The organism is Neorhizobium galegae, from assembly GCF_021391675.1.
Classification (GTDB): Bacteria; Pseudomonadota; Alphaproteobacteria; order Rhizobiales; family Rhizobiaceae; genus Neorhizobium; species Neorhizobium galegae_B.
Window position 1 is genome coordinate 758,156 of record NZ_CP090095.1, and the last position, 18,460, is coordinate 776,615.

At 62.0% G+C, this 18,460-nt stretch carries 15 protein-coding genes; 6 read left to right on the top strand and 9 right to left on the bottom strand.

The genetic code is table 11. From position 1 onward, the window contains the following. The first annotated feature begins 3 nt into the window (after window positions 1–3). The 3 genes from LZK81_RS03730 to LZK81_RS03740 all read left to right on the top strand — a co-directional run bounded on the left by LZK81_RS03730 (window position 4) and on the right by LZK81_RS03740 (window position 3,308). The gene (locus LZK81_RS03730) at window positions 4–1,659 is read left to right on the top strand and encodes an alpha-glucosidase family protein (protein ID WP_233955226.1); all 1,656 of its coding nucleotides are present in this window, start codon (window positions 4–6) and stop codon (window positions 1,657–1,659) included. 25 nt (window positions 1,660–1,684) lie between these two features. Next, window positions 1,685–2,773, top strand: coding sequence for an ABC transporter ATP-binding protein (locus tag LZK81_RS03735; RefSeq protein WP_233955227.1), 1,089 nt, complete (start codon window positions 1,685–1,687; stop codon window positions 2,771–2,773). A gap of 178 nt (window positions 2,774–2,951) precedes the next feature. Beyond that, complete coding sequence (locus LZK81_RS03740) at window positions 2,952–3,308, top strand: hypothetical protein (RefSeq protein ID WP_046611702.1); 357 nt, start codon at window positions 2,952–2,954, stop codon at window positions 3,306–3,308. A 78-nt stretch (window positions 3,309–3,386) separates the two neighbouring features. Here LZK81_RS03740 and LZK81_RS03745 read toward each other — a convergent pair whose 3' ends face one another. The 6 genes from LZK81_RS03745 to LZK81_RS03770 all read right to left on the bottom strand — a co-directional run bounded on the left by LZK81_RS03745 (window position 3,387) and on the right by LZK81_RS03770 (window position 11,778). Then, window positions 3,387–4,748, bottom strand: a complete 1,362-nt coding sequence (locus LZK81_RS03745; protein ID WP_233955228.1) for a metallophosphoesterase — start codon at window positions 4,746–4,748, stop codon at window positions 3,387–3,389. An 85-nt stretch (window positions 4,749–4,833) separates the two neighbouring features. Next, window positions 4,834–6,651, bottom strand: a complete 1,818-nt coding sequence (gene edd / locus LZK81_RS03750; RefSeq protein ID WP_233955229.1) for a phosphogluconate dehydratase — start codon at window positions 6,649–6,651, stop codon at window positions 4,834–4,836. 97 nt (window positions 6,652–6,748) lie between these two features. Beyond that, window positions 6,749–7,447, bottom strand: coding sequence for a 6-phosphogluconolactonase (pgl, locus tag LZK81_RS03755; RefSeq protein WP_046624927.1), 699 nt, complete (start codon window positions 7,445–7,447; stop codon window positions 6,749–6,751). Between the two features lie 5 nt (window positions 7,448–7,452). Next, the gene (zwf, locus tag LZK81_RS03760; RefSeq protein WP_233955230.1) at window positions 7,453–8,925 is read right to left on the bottom strand and encodes a glucose-6-phosphate dehydrogenase; all 1,473 of its coding nucleotides are present in this window, start codon (window positions 8,923–8,925) and stop codon (window positions 7,453–7,455) included. A 101-nt stretch (window positions 8,926–9,026) separates the two neighbouring features. Continuing rightward, window positions 9,027–10,328 (bottom strand): NAD(P)/FAD-dependent oxidoreductase, encoded by a 1,302-nt coding sequence (locus LZK81_RS03765; RefSeq protein WP_233955231.1) that lies wholly within the window; start codon window positions 10,326–10,328, stop codon window positions 9,027–9,029. Window positions 10,329–10,338: 10 nt separating this feature from the next. Then, a complete protein-coding gene (locus tag LZK81_RS03770; RefSeq protein WP_080954416.1) occupies window positions 10,339–11,778 on the bottom strand; it encodes a glutamine synthetase family protein in 1,440 nt (479 codons plus the stop codon). A gap of 174 nt (window positions 11,779–11,952) precedes the next feature. On the opposite strand from LZK81_RS03770, the gene LZK81_RS03775 reads away from it, so the two are divergent. Together LZK81_RS03775 and LZK81_RS03780 are read left to right on the top strand one after the other, a co-directional pair. Further along, window positions 11,953–13,086 carry an NAD(P)/FAD-dependent oxidoreductase gene (locus LZK81_RS03775; RefSeq protein WP_233956453.1) on the top strand — a complete coding sequence of 378 codons (1,134 nt, stop codon included), beginning with the start codon at window positions 11,953–11,955 and terminating at the stop codon, window positions 13,084–13,086. 490 nt (window positions 13,087–13,576) lie between these two features. After that, on the top strand, window positions 13,577–15,415 hold the full coding sequence (locus LZK81_RS03780; RefSeq protein WP_233955232.1) for a methyl-accepting chemotaxis protein: 1,839 nt from the start codon (window positions 13,577–13,579) through the stop codon (window positions 15,413–15,415). Between the two features lie 12 nt (window positions 15,416–15,427). On the opposite strand, the gene LZK81_RS03785 is transcribed toward LZK81_RS03780, so the two are convergent. Further along, window positions 15,428–15,751, bottom strand: coding sequence for a hypothetical protein (locus tag LZK81_RS03785; protein WP_046624932.1), 324 nt, complete (start codon window positions 15,749–15,751; stop codon window positions 15,428–15,430). Window positions 15,752–15,841: 90 nt separating this feature from the next. Between LZK81_RS03785 and LZK81_RS03790 the strand changes: the two genes are divergently transcribed. After that, window positions 15,842–16,705: a LysR family transcriptional regulator gene (locus LZK81_RS03790; RefSeq protein ID WP_233955233.1), complete on the top strand. Its 864-nt coding sequence runs from the start codon at window positions 15,842–15,844 to the stop codon at window positions 16,703–16,705. A gap of 12 nt (window positions 16,706–16,717) precedes the next feature. Here the strand turns inward: LZK81_RS03790 and LZK81_RS03795 are convergent, their stop codons facing one another. Together LZK81_RS03795 and aceA are read right to left on the bottom strand one after the other, a co-directional pair. Next, complete coding sequence (locus tag LZK81_RS03795) at window positions 16,718–16,957, bottom strand: hypothetical protein (RefSeq protein WP_046603281.1); 240 nt, start codon at window positions 16,955–16,957, stop codon at window positions 16,718–16,720. A 32-nt stretch (window positions 16,958–16,989) separates the two neighbouring features. Continuing rightward, window positions 16,990–18,279, bottom strand: coding sequence for an isocitrate lyase (aceA, locus tag LZK81_RS03800; protein ID WP_233955234.1), 1,290 nt, complete (start codon window positions 18,277–18,279; stop codon window positions 16,990–16,992). Between the last annotated feature and the right edge of the window lie 181 nt (window positions 18,280–18,460).

Consider the following 18,460-nt stretch of genomic DNA (forward strand, 5'->3'; position numbering starts at 1 on the left):
TGAATGAGCGTTTCAGCAGAAGCCCCCGCAGCACCGGACAAGGACTGGTGGCGTGGGGCCGTTATTTATCAGATTTACCCGCGCTCCTATCAGGACTCGAACGGCGACGGCATCGGCGACCTGAAGGGCATTACCGCCCGCCTGCCGCATGTGGCGGCACTTGGCGCCGATGCGATATGGATCTCGCCGTTCTTCCCGTCGCCGATGCGGGACTTCGGTTACGACGTCTCGAACTACACGGATGTTGATCCGATGTTCGGCTCGCTGTCGGATTTCGACGGGCTGATTTCCGAGGCGCACCGGCTTGGCATCAAGGTGATGATCGATCTCGTGATGTCGCACAGCTCCGACCAGCACCACTGGTTCATCGAGAGCCGGTCGAGCCGCTTCAACCCGAAGGCGGATTGGTATGTCTGGTCGGACGCCAAGCCGGACGGCACACCGCCCAACAACTGGCTGTCGATCTTCGGCGGGTCGGCTTGGGCTTGGGACCCGACCCGCATGCAATATTACATGCACAACTTCCTGACATCGCAGCCGGACCTCAACCTGCACAATGCGGAAGTCCAGGATGCGCTGCTCGACATGACGCGCTTCTGGCTGAAGCGCGGCGTCGACGGCTTCCGCCTCGATACGATCAACTTCTACTTCCACGACAAGGACCTGCGCGACAACCCGGCGCTCGATCCCTCGCGCCGTAACGCCTCCACCGCGCCGGCCGTGAATCCCTATAATTTCCAGGAGCATCTCTACGACAAGAACCGACCGGAGAACCTGGAATTCCTCAGGCGCTTCCGCGCCGTGCTCGACGAGTTCCCGGCGATTGCCGCCGTCGGCGAAGTCGGTGATAGCCAGCGTGGCCTGGAGATCGTGGGGGAATACACGTCCGGCAACGACAAGATGCAGATGTGCTACGCCTTCGAATTCCTGGCGCCCGATCCGCTGACGCCGGCGCGGGTCTGCGAGGTGCAGAAAGCGTTCTCTATCGCTGCACCGGATGGCTGGGCCTGCTGGGCCTTTTCCAACCACGATGTGGTGCGCCATGTCAGCAGATGGGGCCACGACGTTCTCGATCGCGACAGTTATGCCAAGATGGCGTCCGCCATCCTGATGTCCCAGCGCGGCTCGATCTGCATCTATCAGGGCGAGGAACTCGGATTGACCGAGGCTGACATCGCCTATGCCGACCTTCAGGATCCCTACGGCATTCAGTTCTGGCCGGAATTCAAGGGCCGCGACGGTTGCCGCACCCCGATGGTCTGGGACAGCCAGGCATTGCAGGCTGGCTTCTCCACGGCGGAGAAAACCTGGCTGCCGATTCCGGTCGAACATCAGCTTCGAGCCGTCGGCGCTCAATACGGCGATCCCGCATCGGTTCTGGAACAGTACCGCCGCTTCCTCGTCTTCCGCAAGCAGCACCCGGCCTTTGCCAAGGGCGAGATCGAGTTCCTGGCCGAGGACGGTGCAGTGCTGGGCTACAAGCGCCTGTACGGCAACGAGACGGTGCTCTGCCTGTTCAACATGAGCGCGGCGGAGACGGCGACCGAGCTGCCGGCCGGCGACTGGGAAGTGCTGACCGGCCACGGCTTCGAGAGTGGGCTGGAAGGCAAGCGAGTGGAATTACCGGCCTGGGGGGCGTTCTTCGCCCATCACGCATAACGAGAAGAACAAAGGGGAGGAAAGCATGGCTGGCGTCATTCTGAAGGATATCCGCAAGGCCTATGGCCAGGTGAAGGTGCTGCACGGCATCGACCTGGAGATCAGCCAGGGCGAGTTCGTGGTGTTTGTCGGGCCGTCCGGCTGCGGCAAGTCCACGCTGCTGCGGATGATCTCCGGCCTCGAAAGCATCACCGGCGGCGAGATGTTCATCGACGGCCAGCTCGTCAACGACGTGCCGCCGTCGCGGCGCGGCATCGCTATGGTGTTCCAGTCCTATGCGCTCTATCCGCATATGACGGTCTACGACAACATGGCCTTCGGCATGCGGATCGCCAAGGAAAGCCGGGACGAGATCGATCGCCGGGTGCGTGCGGCGGCCGATATCCTCCAGCTCACTCCCTATCTCGATCGCCTGCCGAAGGCGCTGTCCGGCGGACAGCGCCAGCGTGTCGCCATCGGCCGCGCCATCTGCCGCGATCCGAAGGTCTTCCTGTTCGATGAACCGCTTTCCAATCTCGATGCGGCGCTGCGCGTCGCCACCCGCATCGAGATCGCCAAGCTGAAGGATTCGATGCCCGACACGACGATGGTCTACGTGACGCACGACCAGGTGGAGGCGATGACGCTCGCCGACCGCATCGTCGTTCTTTCCGCCGGTCGGATCGAACAGGTCGGCGCCCCGCTCGAACTCTACGAGCGGCCCCAGAACCTCTTCGTCGCCCGCTTCATCGGCTCGCCGGCGATGAACATCATCCCGGCCACGGTGACGGAAACCGGCGAGATGACCACGGTTGCGCTGAAGGGCGGAAAATCGGTGCAGCTGCCGGCGCCGACAGCGGCATCGGAAAAGGGCAAGACCGCCAGTTTCGGGGTGCGGCCGGAAGATCTATCGATTGCCTCAGGCGAGGACTATCTTTTCGAAGGTCAGATCGGGATCATCGAGGCACTCGGCGAAGTGACGCTGCTTTATATCGAAGGCTTGGCCGATCAAGAACCGATCATCGCCAAGATACCTGGCATTTTGCAGGTGAAGAAAGGCGACACGATGCGCTTCTCGGCAGACCTCAAGAAACTGCACCTTTTCGATGCGGAAGGTAAGGCCTACCGTATCTAGGAGTAACCGCCTGTTTACTATGATTTTGCGATATGCATTTGGAGTTGTTCTGATTTGGGACTTCAAAACACTCTGTTAAATTTCGCCGGCTAGGCTTCCTTCCATTAAGAAATGGAGGGATGTCGTGAGCGCGGCACCAATTAACAAAAATCACTTTTTGAACAAGGAAGAGTCTTTCATGTACGACCGGGAAGCCCGGTTCAAGATGGAAGACACGATGAATGCGGCGCGTATCGAATATACGGAAAATGGCGTGATGAACATGGCGCAGCGCCGCTGTGACGTCATCCGTATCTCGATGAGCGGCGCCGTCCTTGGCATCCTGACCCAGTATAATCTGCCGAAGCAGTTTTATCTCGATATTCCCGACGCGCGCATTTCCAAGGTCGGCTGCCTGCTGATGCGCACCAACGCCAACAACACGATCGAGGTGCGTTTCCTGTCGCTGCTCAAGCAGAAGGAACTGGACCGCATCTTCATATTCTCGACCCATCCGAACCATCGCGACCGGACGCTGGATATCCGCTCCTGGTAAGAGGCAGATCTCTTCGGCTCATGCCTCTCGAAAATCGCCCGAAACCGGCTCCGGTTCCGGGCGATTTCTTTTGGTGCCTCAGCCCTTCGCCAGCGTCTCGGCTACGAGCTGCTTCAGCTTGACGTCCGGCACTTCGGTAAACGCGATATCCTCGCGGCCGAAATAGCTCTTCTGGTTGATCGCCGACCAGTCGTTGCAGACGATCTTGTAGCGCTGCTTGCCCTCCGGCGCTTTCGGCGCAGCGTAGAGGAAATCGCCGGTGCGGGCGGAGAGCGGGATATCACCGTCCTGGTTGCAGCGGGCGAGGATCGCCGCAAGCGCGGTGGCATCCACTTCCGAGACCATCAGCTTGCCCTCGAAACGCAGTCCGGCATTGAAGTCGAACCGGCTGACATCGCCGGCCGGCAGACCGGTGCCGAACGAGGTGTGACCGACGAAGCCGATATCGGCACCGGTCTTGGCGACCATCGCCTGGGCGGCGAAACGTGCGGTCTCGCCAAGCGTCATGGCCTTGCCGGTCTTGGCGATGACAGCGCGTTCTTCGTCCTTCAGATGCTTGGCGAGGACAGCCGGGATCAGGTCCTTCAGCACGGCAGAGGACGGACCGGTGCGGTCGATCTCGATCCGCGCAAGCTCCGGCGCCTTGTCGGCGGCCTTGAAGGTGGCGACCATGATCGCCGACGACCAGGAGCCGGTATGGATATAGCGGGTCTCGCCTTGGTTATGCGTCAGCGTCAGGTGGTCGTGGCCACCGATCATCAGCGTGCCGTTTGGCAGGATCGGCAGGATGTCGCGATCCGGAACCACGCCCGCATGGCTGAGCACGATATTGACGCCTTCGCCGGAAAGCAGTGCCGGCAGTTTGGCCTTCGCCCATTCCACCGGTTTCGGGATTTCCATCATCTCGCGCGTCGGCTTCGGATATGTGCTGATCGCGTCGGTGGCGAAGGCGGCGAGCTTCAGCTTGAGGCCGCCGACCTCGATCTGCTTGCCGGCTTCCGTGTATGGCTTGCCGGTACGCTTATCGACGATGTTGCTGAGCACAGCGACGCCGAGGCCACGGGCGCGCTCGATGAAATGCGCCAGGTCATTGTCGAGGTCGGGTTCGTGGTTGCCGATATTGACGACAGTCGGGGCAAGCTTCGCCAACGCGCCGAGGAAGGCCCAGTCGATCTCGCCGCCGGAGCGGGAAGCAACGACATTGCCGAGTTCGAAGATGTCGCCGTTGATGAGGATGATCTGCGGAACGCTCGCGCCGGCCACCTGCTTTTCGACCACGGCCAGCAGCTGGCCCATCCGCTCATAGGCTGAATGCAGGTCGGAAAGGATGATGGCCTGGAAGCCTTCCCCGGCGGCCATGGCGGTCATCGGAACGAAAGGCAGAACGGTGGTCGACGCAAGCAGCGTCAACAGGCTTCGGCGGGTAATTTGTGCACGCATCGATCAGGCCCCCAGGCATGTGTTTGGCTTGGAAACTTCATAGAAACCACAAAACACAATCGTGTGACGAATGCGCCTCAATATCTCACGCAAACACGCTGGCACCCATATCGGCGGTGCCGACATGGCGGCGGAACGGAGCGAAGAGCTCGCGGCCCATGCCGAATTCGTTGTCGGAAAGATCGACGACGACCGGCGTGCGAGCCCCAAATTCCGCGGCGTCCACCAGCACTTCCAGCGTACCGGCCACCGCATCGAGGCGGATCATGTCGCCGTCCTTGATCTTGGCGATCGGCCCGCCGTCGCAGGCTTCCGGGGTGATGTGGATCGCCGCCGGCACCTTGCCGGAGGCGCCCGACATCCGCCCATCAGTGACCAAAGCCACCTTGAAGCCGCGATCCTGGAGAACGCCGAGCGGCGGGGTGAGGCGGTGCAATTCCGGCATGCCGTTCGCCTTCGGTCCCTGGAAGCGCACGACGGCGATGAAATCCCTGTTGAGTTCGCCGCGCTTGAACGCTTCCTGCAGCCCATGCTGGTCGTGGAAGACAATCGCCGGCGCCTCGATGATATGGCGCTCCGGCTTGACCGCGGAAATCTTGATGACCGCCTTGCCGAGATTGCCCTTCAGCATCTTGAGGCCGCCATTCGACTGGAAGGGTGTTTCGATCGATGCGAGCACCTTGAGGTCGCCGCTCTCGTTCGGGGTAGGTTCGCGGAAGACCACGCCGTTGGCGTCAAGCTTCGCCTCGACCGTATAGGCTTCCAGCCCATGGCCGAAGACGGTGCGCACGTCGTCATGCACCATGCCGGTCTTCAGGAGTTGCTTGATCAGGAAGCCCATGCCGCCGGCGGCGTGAAAATGGTTCACGTCGGCAAGCCCGTTCGGGTAAACACGGGCAAGCAGCGGCACGACATCCGAAAGTTCGGAAATATCCTGCCAGGTGAGCAGGATGCCGGCGGCGCGCGCCATGGCGACGAGGTGGAGCGTGTGGTTGGTCGAGCCGCCCGTCGCGTGCAGGCCGACGACGCCGTTGACGATCGAACGTTCGTCGATCATCTCGCCGGCTGGCGTGAACTCGTTGCCGAGCGCCGTGATCGCCAGCGCCCGCTTGGCGGCCTCGCGGGTGAGCGCTTCGCGCAGCGGCGTGCCCGGATTGACGAAGGAGGCGCCGGGCATGTGGAAGCCCATGATCTCCATCAGCATCTGGTTGGAATTGGCGGTGCCGTAGAAGGTGCAGGTGCCGGGGCCGTGATAGGACTTCGATTCCGCTTCGAGCAGTTCGGCGCGGCCGACCTTGCCTTCTGCATAAAGCTGGCGGATGCGCGACTTCTCGTCGTTCGGAAGCCCGGTAGTCATCGGCCCGGCGGGAATGAAGACGGAGGGCAGATGGCCGAAGCTCAGCGCCGCGATGACGAGGCCCGGCACGATCTTGTCGCAGATGCCGAGGAAGACGGCCGCGTCGAACATATTGTGCGACAGGCCGATGCCGGCCGCCATGGCGATCGCGTCGCGCGAGAACAGCGACAGCTCCATGCCCGGCTGGCCTTGGGTGACGCCGTCGCACATGGCCGGCACGCCACCGGCGACCTGGGCGATGCCGCCTGCCTCCCGAGCCGCCTCGCGGATGATTGGCGGGAAGGTCTCGTAGGGCTGATGGGCCGAGAGCATGTCGTTATAGGCGGTGATGATGCCGAGGTTCGGGACGACGTCGCCTGCAAGCGCGTCCTTCTCGGCGGGGGAACAGACCGCAAAGCCATGGGCGAGATTGCCGCAGGAGAGCGTCGATCTGTGCGGGCCTCGCGTTGCCGCCCGTCGAACGCGGTCGAGATAGGCTTCGCGATGGGGTTTCGAGCGTTCGACGATACGGGCGGTGATTGCCTCGATGCTGGAATGAGCGGCCATGGTCTTGTCCTCTTGTGCTCAACCCCGGCTTGGGAGGGACAGGACCTTCGGGAGGGCCCTAAGCCACCGGGATTGCTCGCGTTGAAAAGTCGGCGCCTTAAGGCGCCCAGAAAATCTGCAGCGGCGAAGCGGCTCGATTGAGCACGGCGCGGATCGGCATGTCAGTTTCGTCGGAGCCGGCCTTTGCCGCCTCGAGCACGTCCTTCTTGCCCTGGCCTTCGATATGCAGCACCAGGAAACGCGCATCGGAAAGGCTGGCGAACGAGAAGGTCAGTCGCTCTTCGCCGGCACCTTCCGCCTGCATGGTCAGAACGCCGCGGGGCCCGGAAAGATCGAGTGCTCGGGCAAGATTATTCCCATGCGGGAAGAACGAAGCCGTGTGGCCGTCGCCGCCCATGCCGAGGATCGCCACGTCGAACGGATTGCCGATGCCGGACGTCTTTTCGGTCGCGATCACGGCCGCTTCATCGATCGACGGCGCTTCGTAGTAGAGAGGTATGAACTTGGCGGCAGCCGCCTTGTCTTTCAGCAGATGCGCCAACACCAGAAGGTGGTTGGAACGCGGGCTGTCCGCCGGCACGAACCGTTCGTCGACCAGCGTCACGGTTACCTTGCTCCAGTCGATATCGCGGGTCGCCAGCGCCTCGAAGAACTTCTTCGGGGTAGAACCGCCCGAGACCGCGATCGAGGCGGTGCCCCGGTCGCGGATCGCTGTTTCAAGATGTGCCGCGACCTCGTCCGCCAGGCTGGCGGCGAGGGCGGCGGCATCCGCAAATTCAAGCATGTTCGCGGTCATGACCCTCAGCCCTCATGCCATGTCCGGCCGTCGCGCTCGATGAGGGCGATCGCCTGGCTCGGACCCCAGGTGCCGGCGGTATAACCCTGCACCTGCTGGCCGGCCGCTTCCCAGCCTTTGAGGATCGGATCGACCCAGCGCCATGCGGCTTCCACTTCGTCGCGACGCATGAACAGCGTCTGGTTGGAGCGGATCGTGTCGGTCAGCAGCCGCTCGTAGGCGTCCGGATTGCGCACCGAGAAGGCTTCCGCAAAGCTCATGTCGAGCGAGACATTGCGCAGCCGCATGCCGCCCGGGCCCGGGTCCTTAATCATCAGCGACTGCTTGACGCCTTCGTCCGGCTGCAGGCGGATGATCAGCTGGTTGGCCGAAATGCGGCCGGCGGCCGAGTCGAAGATATTGTGGGGGATCGGCTTGAAGGTGATGACGATCTCGGACATGCGCGCTGCAAGCCGCTTGCCGGTGCGGATGTAGAAGGGAACGCCGGCCCAGCGCCAGTTGCCGATCTCGGCCTTGATGGCGACGAAGGTCTCGGTGTTGGAAACGCCGCCTTCGAGCTCGTCGAGATAACCCTTGACCGGGCCGCCCGCGGAGGCGCCGGCGCGGTACTGGCCGCGCACCGTCATCTGTTCGACATTGGCCTCGGTGATCGGCTTCAGGGCGCGCAGCACCTTGAGCTTTTCGTCGCGCACCGCTTCCGAGTTCATGGAGGAGGGCACTTCCATGGCGACAAGGCAGAGGAGCTGCAGGATGTGGTTCTGCACCATGTCGCGAAGCGCACCGGCGGTATCGTAATAACCGGCGCGGCCTTCGAGGCCGACGGCTTCGGCGACCGTGATCTGCACGTGGTCGATATGGTCAGCGTTCCACAGCGGCTCATAAAGCGCGTTGGCGAAACGCAGAGCCATCAGGTTCTGCACCGTCTCCTTGCCGAGATAGTGGTCGATGCGGAAGATCTGGTCTTCGTGGAAGGCCTTGCCGATCATGTCGTTGAGCTGCAGCGCCGACGCGAGGTCGCGGCCGATCGGCTTTTCGACGACGATGCGGGTCGACTTGGTGATCAGCTTGTGGTCACGGATCTTTTCGGAAATCGGGCCGAAAATGCCCGGCGCCACGGCCAGATAGAAGACGCGGATGCGCTCCTTGCCGTCATCGAGCAGTTTCTTGAGTTCGGCCCATCCCCCTTCGGCCTTTGCATCAACCGAGATGTAATAGATCCGCTGGAGGAATTTCTGGACTTCCGCCTCGTCGTATTCGCCTTTCTTCAGATGCTCTTTCAGGGCATCCTGGGCAAACTTGCGGTAATCCTCATGTGAAAGCGCACTGCGCGAGGCGCCGATGATGCGGGTTGGTTCGGTGAACTGGCCCTCGATCTGCCGGTGGTAGAGGGCCGGAAGGAGCTTGCGTTCCGCAAGGTCGCCGGTACCGCCGAACACGATACAATCAAAGGGTTCAACTGGGATGATCTGGCTGCTCATCGCTGTTCTTTCGTCCTGCATGGTTGGGTGCATACTTATTCTAATCGATTTAAAAACGCTAGCCCGAATTGGCTTCCGAAGTGTGTTACGGACCTTGCTTGTCAGAGCCTGTCGCGCAGCGCAAACCACGTGAGGGCAAGGAAAAGCAGTGGGGTCCGCATGTGACGCCCGCCGGGGAAGGCGGGAATTTTGAGTGCGGCGAGGTGGTCGAGATCCGTCGCCTTGCCGCCGACCATATCAGCATAAAGTTTGCCACAATAGTTTGACAGCATCACGCCATGGCCGGAATAACCGCCGATCGACGTGACGCCAGGCATGACTTCGCGCACGAAAGGCTGGCGCGGCAGGGTGATGCCGACGTTCCCGCCCCAGGCATGGGTGATTTCAACGTCTTTCAGCGCCGGATAGGTGTCGACGATCTGCTTGCGGATGGCGTTGGCCGTGTCTGCCGGATTGCTTGAGGTGTAGACTTCGCGACCGCCGAACAGCAGCCGGTTATCCCGGCTCTTGCGGAAATATCGCACCACGAACCGCGAATCAGCGACGGCCTCGCCACCGGGGAGGACATCGGGAAAATCGTCGAGCGGCGCGGTCGCGGCGATGAAGGAGCCGATCGGCATGATATGCGCTGATGTAACCGGTTCGAGATCGCCGATATAGGCATTGGTGGCGATCAGCACCCGGTCGGCAGTCAGCGTGCCCCTGGGCGTCCGGACCAGAATCTTGCCGCCCGGTCCGTTTCTCGTTTTCTCGATGCCCGTCGCGCGGGTCATCTCGAAAATCTGCGCGCCGGCGGCCTGAGCCACCCTGGCAAGCCCGACCAGCAGCTTCAGCGGGTGGATATGGCCGGTGCCGGTATCACGCACCCCGCAGTAATAATCTTTCGTGCCGAGCCGCTCCGCGGTCTCTTTGCCGTCCATGAAGGAAATATGGGAATACCCGTAACGTTCCGCCGCGATCTCGGCGGTCGCCCGATAATCCTTCTCGTGGCCGCGTTTGTGGGAAACATTCATCTGCCCCGGCATGTACTCCATGTCGATGCCGTGGATCTCGGCAAAGTCGAGGAGATGGCGCTTGGCGTTCTCGGCCATGTCGAACAGCGCCTTGGAGCGCTCGTAGCCGATCTCCTTTTCAAGATCCTCCGGCCACCAGCGCTGCCCGGTGCCCATCTGTCCGCCATTGCGGCCGGAGGCGCCGTCGCCGAACCGGCTGGCCTCGATCAGCGCGACGGAGATGCCGGCCTTTGCAAGGTTGTAAGCCGCCTGCAGGCCGGTATAGCCGCCGCCGATGATAGCCACGTCGACCGATCTGGATCCGTCGAGTGCCGGATAGGTCGGTCGCTCGCTGAGAGTCGCCTGATACCAGGAAATTCCCGGTGCGATCGGGCTCTGCCATGCATCCAAGACGCAGCCCTCACACGTTGAGAAGCAGGAATTCCCGCTCCCAGGGGCTGATCACCTGCATGAAGGTCTCGAATTCGCCGCGCTTGACGCCGGCATAGAGGCCGATGAATTCCGAGCTGAAGACGCCGGCGAGCGCCGGATCGGATTCGAGCAGCGATACGGCTTCGAGCAGGCCGCGGGGCAGTTCGATCGACCCCTCGTTGGCAGTATCCTCGGTCGGCGGTCCCGGCTCGATCGCGTTCATGATGCCGAGCAGGCCGCAGCCGAGCGAGGCCGCGAGCGCCAGATAGGGATTGGCGTCCGAACTCGGCAGGCGGTTTTCGACGCGACGGGCATTCGCATCCGAGACTGGCACGCGGAAGGCGGTGGTCCGGTTGTCGTAACCCCAGGCATTGTTGACCGGCGCCGACATGTCGGGTGTCAGGCGGCGATAGGAGTTCACATAGGGCGCCATCATCGCGAGAGATTTGGGCACATAGGTCTGCATGCCGCCGATGAAGTGGAAAAATTCCTTCGAGGCGGAGCCGTCCGGGTTCGAGAAGACGTTCTTGCCGGTCTTGATGTCGACCACCGACTGGTGGATGTGCATCGCCGAGCCTGCCTGGCCCTGCATCGGCTTGGCCATGAATGTCGCGTAGATGCCGTGTTTCAGGGCCGCCTCGCGGATGGTGCGCTTGAACATGAACACCTGGTCGGCGAGTTCGATCGGATCGCCATGGCGCAGGTTGATCTCGAGCTGCGCCGGGCCTTCCTCGTGGATCAGCGTATCGATCTCGAGGCCCTGCTTTTCCGAAAAATGGTAGATGTCGTCGATCAGCTCGTCGAATTCGTTGATGCCTGCGATCGAATAACCCTGGCCGCCGAGGATGGACCGGCCGGATCGGCCTTTCGGCGGGTGCAACGGATAGTCCGGATCATCGTTCTTGGCGACGAGGTAAAATTCGATCTCCGGCGCCACGACGGGCTTCCAGCCGCGCTCCTCATAGAGCTTGAGGATGTTCTTCAGCACGTTGCGCGGCGTATAGGGAACCGCCTTGCCTTCGGTATCGACGATGTCGCAGATCACCTGCGCGGTCGGGTCGGTCTCCCAGGGCACCACCGCCAGGGTCGAAAGATCCGGCACCAGCTTCAGGTCGCTGTCGCGAGGCTCATAGCGGAACGTGCCGGTTTCTTCGGGATATTCACCGGAAATGGTGTGGCGGTAGAGAGCGGACGGCAGCGCCAGCGAGGTGTTCGAGGTGAACTTCGAAGAGGGCATCATCTTGCCCCGCGCCACGCCGGCGAGATCGGGCGTGATGCACTCGATATCCTCTATCCCTCGAGCCCGAAGCCACGCGGCGGCCTCCCGCCAGTCCGCCACCCCTCTGAGCGAAGTGAGCGTCGGCTGGGCAGTTGCGGCTTTTGCCACGGTGCCGGTTGCGAGGGCGGGAGCGGTTTTTTTGCGCGGCATGACACATCGGGGTGAGGTTGATCGGATGTTCCATCATAACCACGGATTGGCGAATGGCGAGGGGGAGACGCCATTGACTTTGAGTTGCCGATCGAAAACAGCAGATATCGAAACAAGGAGCAGGCGGTGACGCGGAAATTCGATGTAGTGGTTTTGGGCGCCGGCGGCGCGGGCATGATGTGCGCCATCCGTGCCGGCGGCCGCGGCCGCTCGGTGCTGGTCCTCGATCACGCCAAGTCGCCGGGCGAGAAGATCCGCATTTCCGGCGGCGGTCGTTGCAATTTCACCAATATCCACGCAAGCGCGAAAAACTATATCTCCGCCAATCCGCATTTCGCCAAGTCGGCGCTCGCCCGGTACACGCCGCGCGATTTTCTGGACATGGTCGAACGCCATGGTATCGCCTGGCACGAAAAGACGCTCGGCCAGCTCTTCTGCGACGATAGCGCCAAGGACATTATCCGTATGCTGCTGTCCGAGATGAAGGCGGCGAACGTGGTGCTCGAACTGCAGAAACAGATCACGTCGATCGAAAAGACGCCCGACGGCTTCCGCGTCGGCACCTCCGACGGGCCGGTGGAGGCGGGGTCCCTGGTGGTTGCGACCGGCGGCAAATCGATCCCAAAGATGGGCGCCACCGGTTTTGCTTACGACGTCGCCCGGCAATTCGGGCTGAAGATCGTCGAGACGCGGCCGGCGCTCGTGCCGCTGACGCTCGATCCGAACCTGCTCGAAAAACTCTCGCCGCTTTCCGGCATCGCGGTGCCGGCCGAAGTCCGTCACGGCAGGACTGCCTTCCGCGAGGCATTGCTCTTTACGCATCGTGGCTTGAGCGGCCCGTCGATCCTGCAGATTTCCTCCTATTGGCGGGAAGGCGATGACGTGACGCTGGTTATCGAGCCCGACCTGGATATCGCAGGGATCCTCAAGACGGCCCGCAAGGCCAACGGAAGGCAGGCGGCGCAGACGGTACTGGCGGAAGTGTTGCCGAAACGGCTGGCTCAGTTCTTCGTCGAAAACCGCGGCCTGACCGGGCATCTCGCCGATCTTCCCGACAAGGCGGTCGAGGGGCTGGCCGCCTCGATCCAGACCTGGGCCATCCGGCCGGCCGGCTCCGAAGGATACCGGACAGCTGAGGTGACGCTCGGCGGCATCGACACCTCGGAACTGGATTCCAGGACGATGCAGGCAAAGGCGGTCTCCGGCCTTTATTTCATCGGCGAATGCGTGGATGTGACCGGCTGGCTCGGCGGCTACAATTTCCAATGGGCCTGGGCTTCGGGCCATGTTTGTGGGGACGCATTGTAGTATAGGTTGATTCAGCAGTTGTTAATGTGAGCGCCCCATCCTGCCTTAATGCCAGCCAAATCCTGTGGTTTAAGGCGGGCATGCGCTTCCTGCCGGTGGCCGCTGGAGCGCCAGAGCAACTTGCCTTGGAGTGCCGTTTCCATGCAGAGACCCAGCCGTGCCCGCGCAATCGCAATCGCTAAGGTTCAGGATAACCCGAAGCTCATTCGCCTCCGTTTTCTCGCGATCGCCATCGGTGCAACGGCCGCGCTCCTCGCGCTTCCGACGCTTTTTTTCTAAGAGCTTCCACGCTTCGATCTCATCGCGCGCCTGAACGGCGGCGATCTTTAGTCACGCCCGCGGAGCGCTGGCCTGTTTATTTTCGCGCATTCCCGAGCTCAGGCTTGCGTCAGTTTCGCGCATTAATTCACTACATTCAAATTTAGTAAATTTTCACTTTCCCCGACGATACTAGATTTCAGTACATAGTTTTGCGGGGAAGCTGGCCTAAATGATCAAAATCCTGCCGTCGTCCGTGGTATCGCGGATCGTTCTTCTTTGCCTCTTCATGATCTTTGTTGCGGTGATAGCGGTAGGTGGCCTCACCTATAACTACCTGCGCGGCGATATCATGGATACGGCGAAGGACGATGCGCGCAAGGCGATCCGCACCATGAGCCTGCTTTACGATCTGGAATTGGATGGCGCCAAAACCGAGATCCGTGACGGCGTAGTCATCCGTGTCAGTCAGGCCGAGGGTGCGGTGAAGGACCATGACATGGTCGATCGCACGGCGTCCGCCATCGGCGGTGTCGCGACCCTGTTCGAAAAGAAGGGCACCGACTATGTCCGGATATCGACCAATGTGAAGACGGAAAAGGGCGAGCGGGCGGTCGGCACCAAGCTTGCCGCGGAGCACCCGGCGCAGCCGTTCCTGGCGCGGGGGGAAGCTTATTTCGGGCCCGCTGTCTTGTTCGGCAAGGATTTCATGACGGGGTATTTCCCCATCACCAACGCCTCGAACGGCGTCACCGGCCTGCTTTTCATCGGCATTCCGATGGAAGTCTATTTCGCCCATATCGCCACCGCGGGTTATATCGTCATCGGCACCTCGCTTGGCGCTCTTCTCGTCATCGGGATAGCGAGCCTTTTCGCCCTGCGTATGCTGCTACGGCCGCTCGGCGTGCTGACCGGCACCGTGCATGCGCTGGCCCAAGGCAATGATGCGACCGAAATACCCTATGCCGAACGCCGTAACGAATTCGGCAATATCGCCCGCGCCCTGGAAGTCTTCCGGGAAGCCGCGCGCGAAAAACAACGGCTGGAAAGCCGCAGCGCCGAGCATCGTGCCGAAACGGAGGCCGAGCGCCGTCGCAACGACGCCGAAAAGCAACGTGTCGACCGTGAGATCGACACCGCCGTCAGCGAACTGGGTGCGGCTTTGGCCCGCCTGGCTCAGGGCGACCTGTCGAGCACGATCGAGACACAATATTCCGGCCGGTTGGAGCAGCTCCGCACCGACTTCAACGGCTCCATCGTCCGGCTGCGGGACACGCTGTCTCATATCCGCGAAAGCACGCTTTCCATCCAGAAAAGCAGTGCCGACCTCAGCCATTCCTCGACCGAACTGTCGCGCCGTACCGAAACCCAGGCGGCTTCTCTCGAGGAGACGGCTGCCGCGGTCGACGAGATCACCGCGACGGTCCGTTCTTCGGCCGAGCGCGCCCGCGAGGCGGATCTGGCGGTCGCCGTCACCAAGAAGAGCGCCGACAGCTCCGGCACCGTGGTGAGCAACGCGGTCGCTGCCATGGGACGTATCGAAGAGGCTTCCGGCAAGATCGAGCTGATCATCGAGGTCATCGACGACATCGCTTTCCAGACCAACCTTCTGGCGCTCAACGCCGGCATCGAGGCAGCCCGTGCCGGTGAGGCCGGCAAGGGATTTGCGGTCGTAGCGCAGGAAGTTCGCGAACTGGCTCAGCGTTCCGCCGGTGCCGCCAAGGAGATCAAGGATCTGATCACCCAGTCGAGCCGGGAAGTCGGCTCCGGTGCCGGTCTGGTGCAGCAGGCGGGCGAAGTGCTGGCAGCGATCAGCCAACAGATCACCGGCGTCAGCCAGCATGTGGAAATGATCGCGACGGCCAGCCGCGATCAATCGGCCGCGTTGCAGGACATCAACAACTCCGTAAACCGCATGGACCAGATGACCCAGCAGAACGGCGCGATGGTCGGCGAGACGACGGAAGCAAGCAGACGTCTCGCAAGCGAGGCGGATGCCCTGCTCGAACTGGTAGAGCAGTTCCGCATCGACGCGAGCAGTCGCCGCTCGGGTTATTCCCGCGCTGCGTGATATCTGCCGATATCAAAGCGATGAAGAGCCGGGCACCGCGGAAACCCGGGTGCCACACCGCTCTGGCACTGCCCGGCAATATTGCCTGGTGCGGCAATGGTCGGAGTTCTGGTCATCGCCTGCGCCACCGGATAGACCGGAACCAATCTCCTGGGCGGCAGCGATGCCGCCCTTTGTCGTCTTGTGTCTATCCGTCACCCGCTGCAGGCTGACGAACCAGCGCGGGTAGGGATGGGCGTAACGTTCATAGAAATCGTTCTCCGCTGCGATATCGCGACGGATGGGACTTGTTCGGAAGAGGTACGAAAAGGCGGCTGTGACGATGTTCTCATACATCGGAATTCCTCCGTTTGTGGAAATCGTCTCCTCTATTAAACCTCAAAAACTGCTTCTTTTACCGCCGAATTCCCGCTATGTCTTTCACCCATGAAAAACGTCAACTGGGATGCCTACGAGCTTTTCATGCAGGTTGCCCGGCTTGGCGGGCTGTCCGGTGCTGCCGGCATCACCGGATTGAGCCCCGCCACGATCGGCCGACGGATGCTCGATCTGGAAGAGGCCGTCGGGCGTCCGTTGTTTTTACGCAGCCGTACCGGCTATCAGCTGACCGCCGATGGGTCTGCGTTGTTTGCGCAGATTCTGGAGATGGAGGGCGCCGCCCGCCGCATCGAGAGCTGGAAACGGGAAGGCGCCGGTTCGACGCTGGTGCGGGTCGCCTGCGGCACCTGGCTTGCCTGGATGTTCACCCGCAATCTCTCGCTTATCCGCACCGAGCGCGACGACTTCCGCCTCGATTTCTATGTCGCCGAACGACGGGCGAGCCTGGCGCACCGGGAAAGCGATATCGGCATACGTGCCTTCGAGCCGGAGGAGCCGAACCTTGCTGCAACCAGGCTCGGGGAAGTCGCCTATGCAGCCTATCGCGCCCGCAACGCCCACCCCTCGGTTGCCGACCGCTGGCTTGCGGTCTCGGAGGAGGACGCGATTTCCGCCTATCTCCGTTGGCCGCATCAGGAACGGGCAGCGCAAGTGGCGGTCACCGTCAACCGCCCGCGTTCCCTGCGCGATTTGGCGCTGGGCGGGGCCGGAACTGCGGTCCTGCCCTGTTTCGTCGGCGACCAGGACATGCGGCTGGAGCGGGTTGGCGGGGAGATCGAGAGCCTTCGGCACAACCAGTGGATCGTCATGAACAACGACGATCGCCACCGCCGGGATATCCGCACGGTGGTCGATCGCATGGTGAAGTTCGCCCGAGGCCACGGCCCGCTATTTGCCGGCCGCCAGCCCTAGACTGTCTTCCTGTCACTGCACCCGGTTGGTGACGATGACCGGGATCATCAGGTCGCCCCAGTGGCCGTCGCCGCCGTGGTGCCGGGCGGAACGGACGAGCTCCACTGAAACCCCGGCCTCGACCGCTTTCATGATCGCATGGTTGAGGCGATGCAGGTCGTTGGCGAGCGTGCGGATCGCCGCCTGCTGGTCGGGCGTCATCGCGCTCGACTGCTCTTCTGCGCGTTCCTTGACGTGGGTCTGGATGTTCATGTCGGTTCTCCTCTTTGTGATAGGGTTCAGGCTTATTCCGCGGCCGGCCGGAATTGGTCGTGCTCGGTGGATTCCTTCATCGCGGTGGTGGACGAAAGTCCGCCGGTGATGGCCACGGAGACGGCGTCGAAATAGCCGGTGCCGACCTCGCGCTGGTGTTTTGTGGCGGTGTAGCCGTGGATCTCGGCGGCGAATTCCGCTTCCTGCAGCTCCGAATAGGCAGCCATCTGGCGGTCCTTGTAGCCACGGGCGAGTTCGAACATGCCGAAATTCAGCTGGTGGAAGCCCGCGAGCGTGATGAACTGGAACTTGTAGCCCATCGCACCCAGTTCCCGCTGGAACTTGGCGATCGTCGCGTCGTCGAGATTCTTTTTCCAGTTGAACGACGGCGAGCAGTTATAGGCGAGCATCTTGCCCGGATGCGCCTTGTGGACCCCCTCCGCGAACCGGCGGGCCTGTTCGAGATCCGGCTTCGAGGTTTCGCACCAGATGAGATCGCAATAGGGTGCATAGGCGACGGCGCGGGCGATGCAGGGTTCGAGCCCGTTCTTCACCTGATAGAAACCCTCGACCGTGCGCCCGGCATCGTAGTCGACGAAGGGCCGGTCGCGCTCGTCGATATCCGAGGTGAGCAGCTTTGCCGCTTCCGCATCGGTGCGGGCGATCACCAGCGTCGGCGTGCCCATGACGTCGGCGGCAAGCCGCGCGGCCGTCAGGTTGCGGATATGTGCGGCGGTCGGGATCAGAACCTTGCCGCCGAGGTGGCCGCACTTTTTTTCCGATGCGAGCTGGTCCTCGTAGTGGACGCCCGCTGCACCCGCCTCGATGAAGGCCTTCATGATCTCGAAGGCGTTGAGCGGCCCGCCGAACCCGGCTTCCGCATCCGCAACGATCGGCGCGAACCAGGTTTCGACCGAAAGGCCCTTGCCTTCCGCCGTCTCGATCTGGTCGGCACGCTGCAGCGTGCGGTTGATGCGCCGCGCCAGTTCCGGCGCGGCATTGGCCGGATAAAGAGACTGATCCGGATACATGGCGGAAGCGGTATTGGCATCGGCTGCGACCTGCCAGCCCGACAGGTAGATCGCCTTCAGCCCGGCCCGGACCTGCTGCATGGCCTGATTGCCTGTCATCGCGCCGAGCGCGTTGACGAAGTCCTCGCTGTGCAGCAGCGACCACAGCCGGTTGGCACCCATTTCGGCGAGCGAATAACGGATCTCGGCTGAGCCGCGCAACCGCTTGACGTCGTCTGCGGAATAGGGGCGTTCGACCCCCTCGAACCGGCCTTTTTGAGCGCCTGGAACCAGCGTGTAAAAATCTGTCATTGTCATCCTCCTGTGTAAATGGGTCAGCCGCTCGCTGCGGGTTTGATGTGACTATATTTACAGAATAGAATGCTGCACTGCCAGAAAAGATGCCGGATTGGTGCCGGCAAAGGGGTTAGGATGTCTTGTCTTTCACAAGAAGTTCTGTGAAGATGTCAATTTAGTAAAAGTGGTCAGCCGG

Bases quoted from the DNA above. Each gene is read 5' to 3' on its own strand.
- pgl (WP_046624927.1), bottom strand. From the start codon at position 7,447: ATGACCGCGAACATGCTTGAATTTGCGGATGCCGCCGCCCTCGCCGCC.
- LZK81_RS03735 (WP_233955227.1), top strand. From the start codon at position 1,685: ATGGCTGGCGTCATTCTGAAGGATATCCGCAAGGCCTATGGCCAGGTG.
- LZK81_RS03795 (WP_046603281.1), bottom strand. From the start codon at position 16,957: ATGAACATCCAGACCCACGTCAAGGAACGCGCAGAAGAGCAGTCGAGC.
- LZK81_RS03775 (WP_233956453.1), top strand. From the start codon at position 11,953: ATGATGTGCGCCATCCGTGCCGGCGGCCGCGGCCGCTCGGTGCTGGTC.
- LZK81_RS03780 (WP_233955232.1), top strand. From the start codon at position 13,577: ATGATCAAAATCCTGCCGTCGTCCGTGGTATCGCGGATCGTTCTTCTT.
- LZK81_RS03790 (WP_233955233.1), top strand. From the start codon at position 15,842: ATGAAAAACGTCAACTGGGATGCCTACGAGCTTTTCATGCAGGTTGCC.
- edd (WP_233955229.1), bottom strand. From the start codon at position 6,651: ATGGCCGCTCATTCCAGCATCGAGGCAATCACCGCCCGTATCGTCGAA.
- zwf (WP_233955230.1), bottom strand. From the start codon at position 8,925: ATGAGCAGCCAGATCATCCCAGTTGAACCCTTTGATTGTATCGTGTTC.
- LZK81_RS03740 (WP_046611702.1), top strand. From the start codon at position 2,952: ATGTACGACCGGGAAGCCCGGTTCAAGATGGAAGACACGATGAATGCG.
- aceA (WP_233955234.1), bottom strand. From the start codon at position 18,279: ATGACAGATTTTTACACGCTGGTTCCAGGCGCTCAAAAAGGCCGGTTC.
- LZK81_RS03770 (WP_080954416.1), bottom strand. From the start codon at position 11,778: ATGCCGCGCAAAAAAACCGCTCCCGCCCTCGCAACCGGCACCGTGGCA.
- LZK81_RS03745 (WP_233955228.1), bottom strand. From the start codon at position 4,748: ATGCGTGCACAAATTACCCGCCGAAGCCTGTTGACGCTGCTTGCGTCG.
- LZK81_RS03785 (WP_046624932.1), bottom strand. From the start codon at position 15,751: ATGTATGAGAACATCGTCACAGCCGCCTTTTCGTACCTCTTCCGAACA.
- LZK81_RS03730 (WP_233955226.1), top strand. From the start codon at position 4: ATGAGCGTTTCAGCAGAAGCCCCCGCAGCACCGGACAAGGACTGGTGG.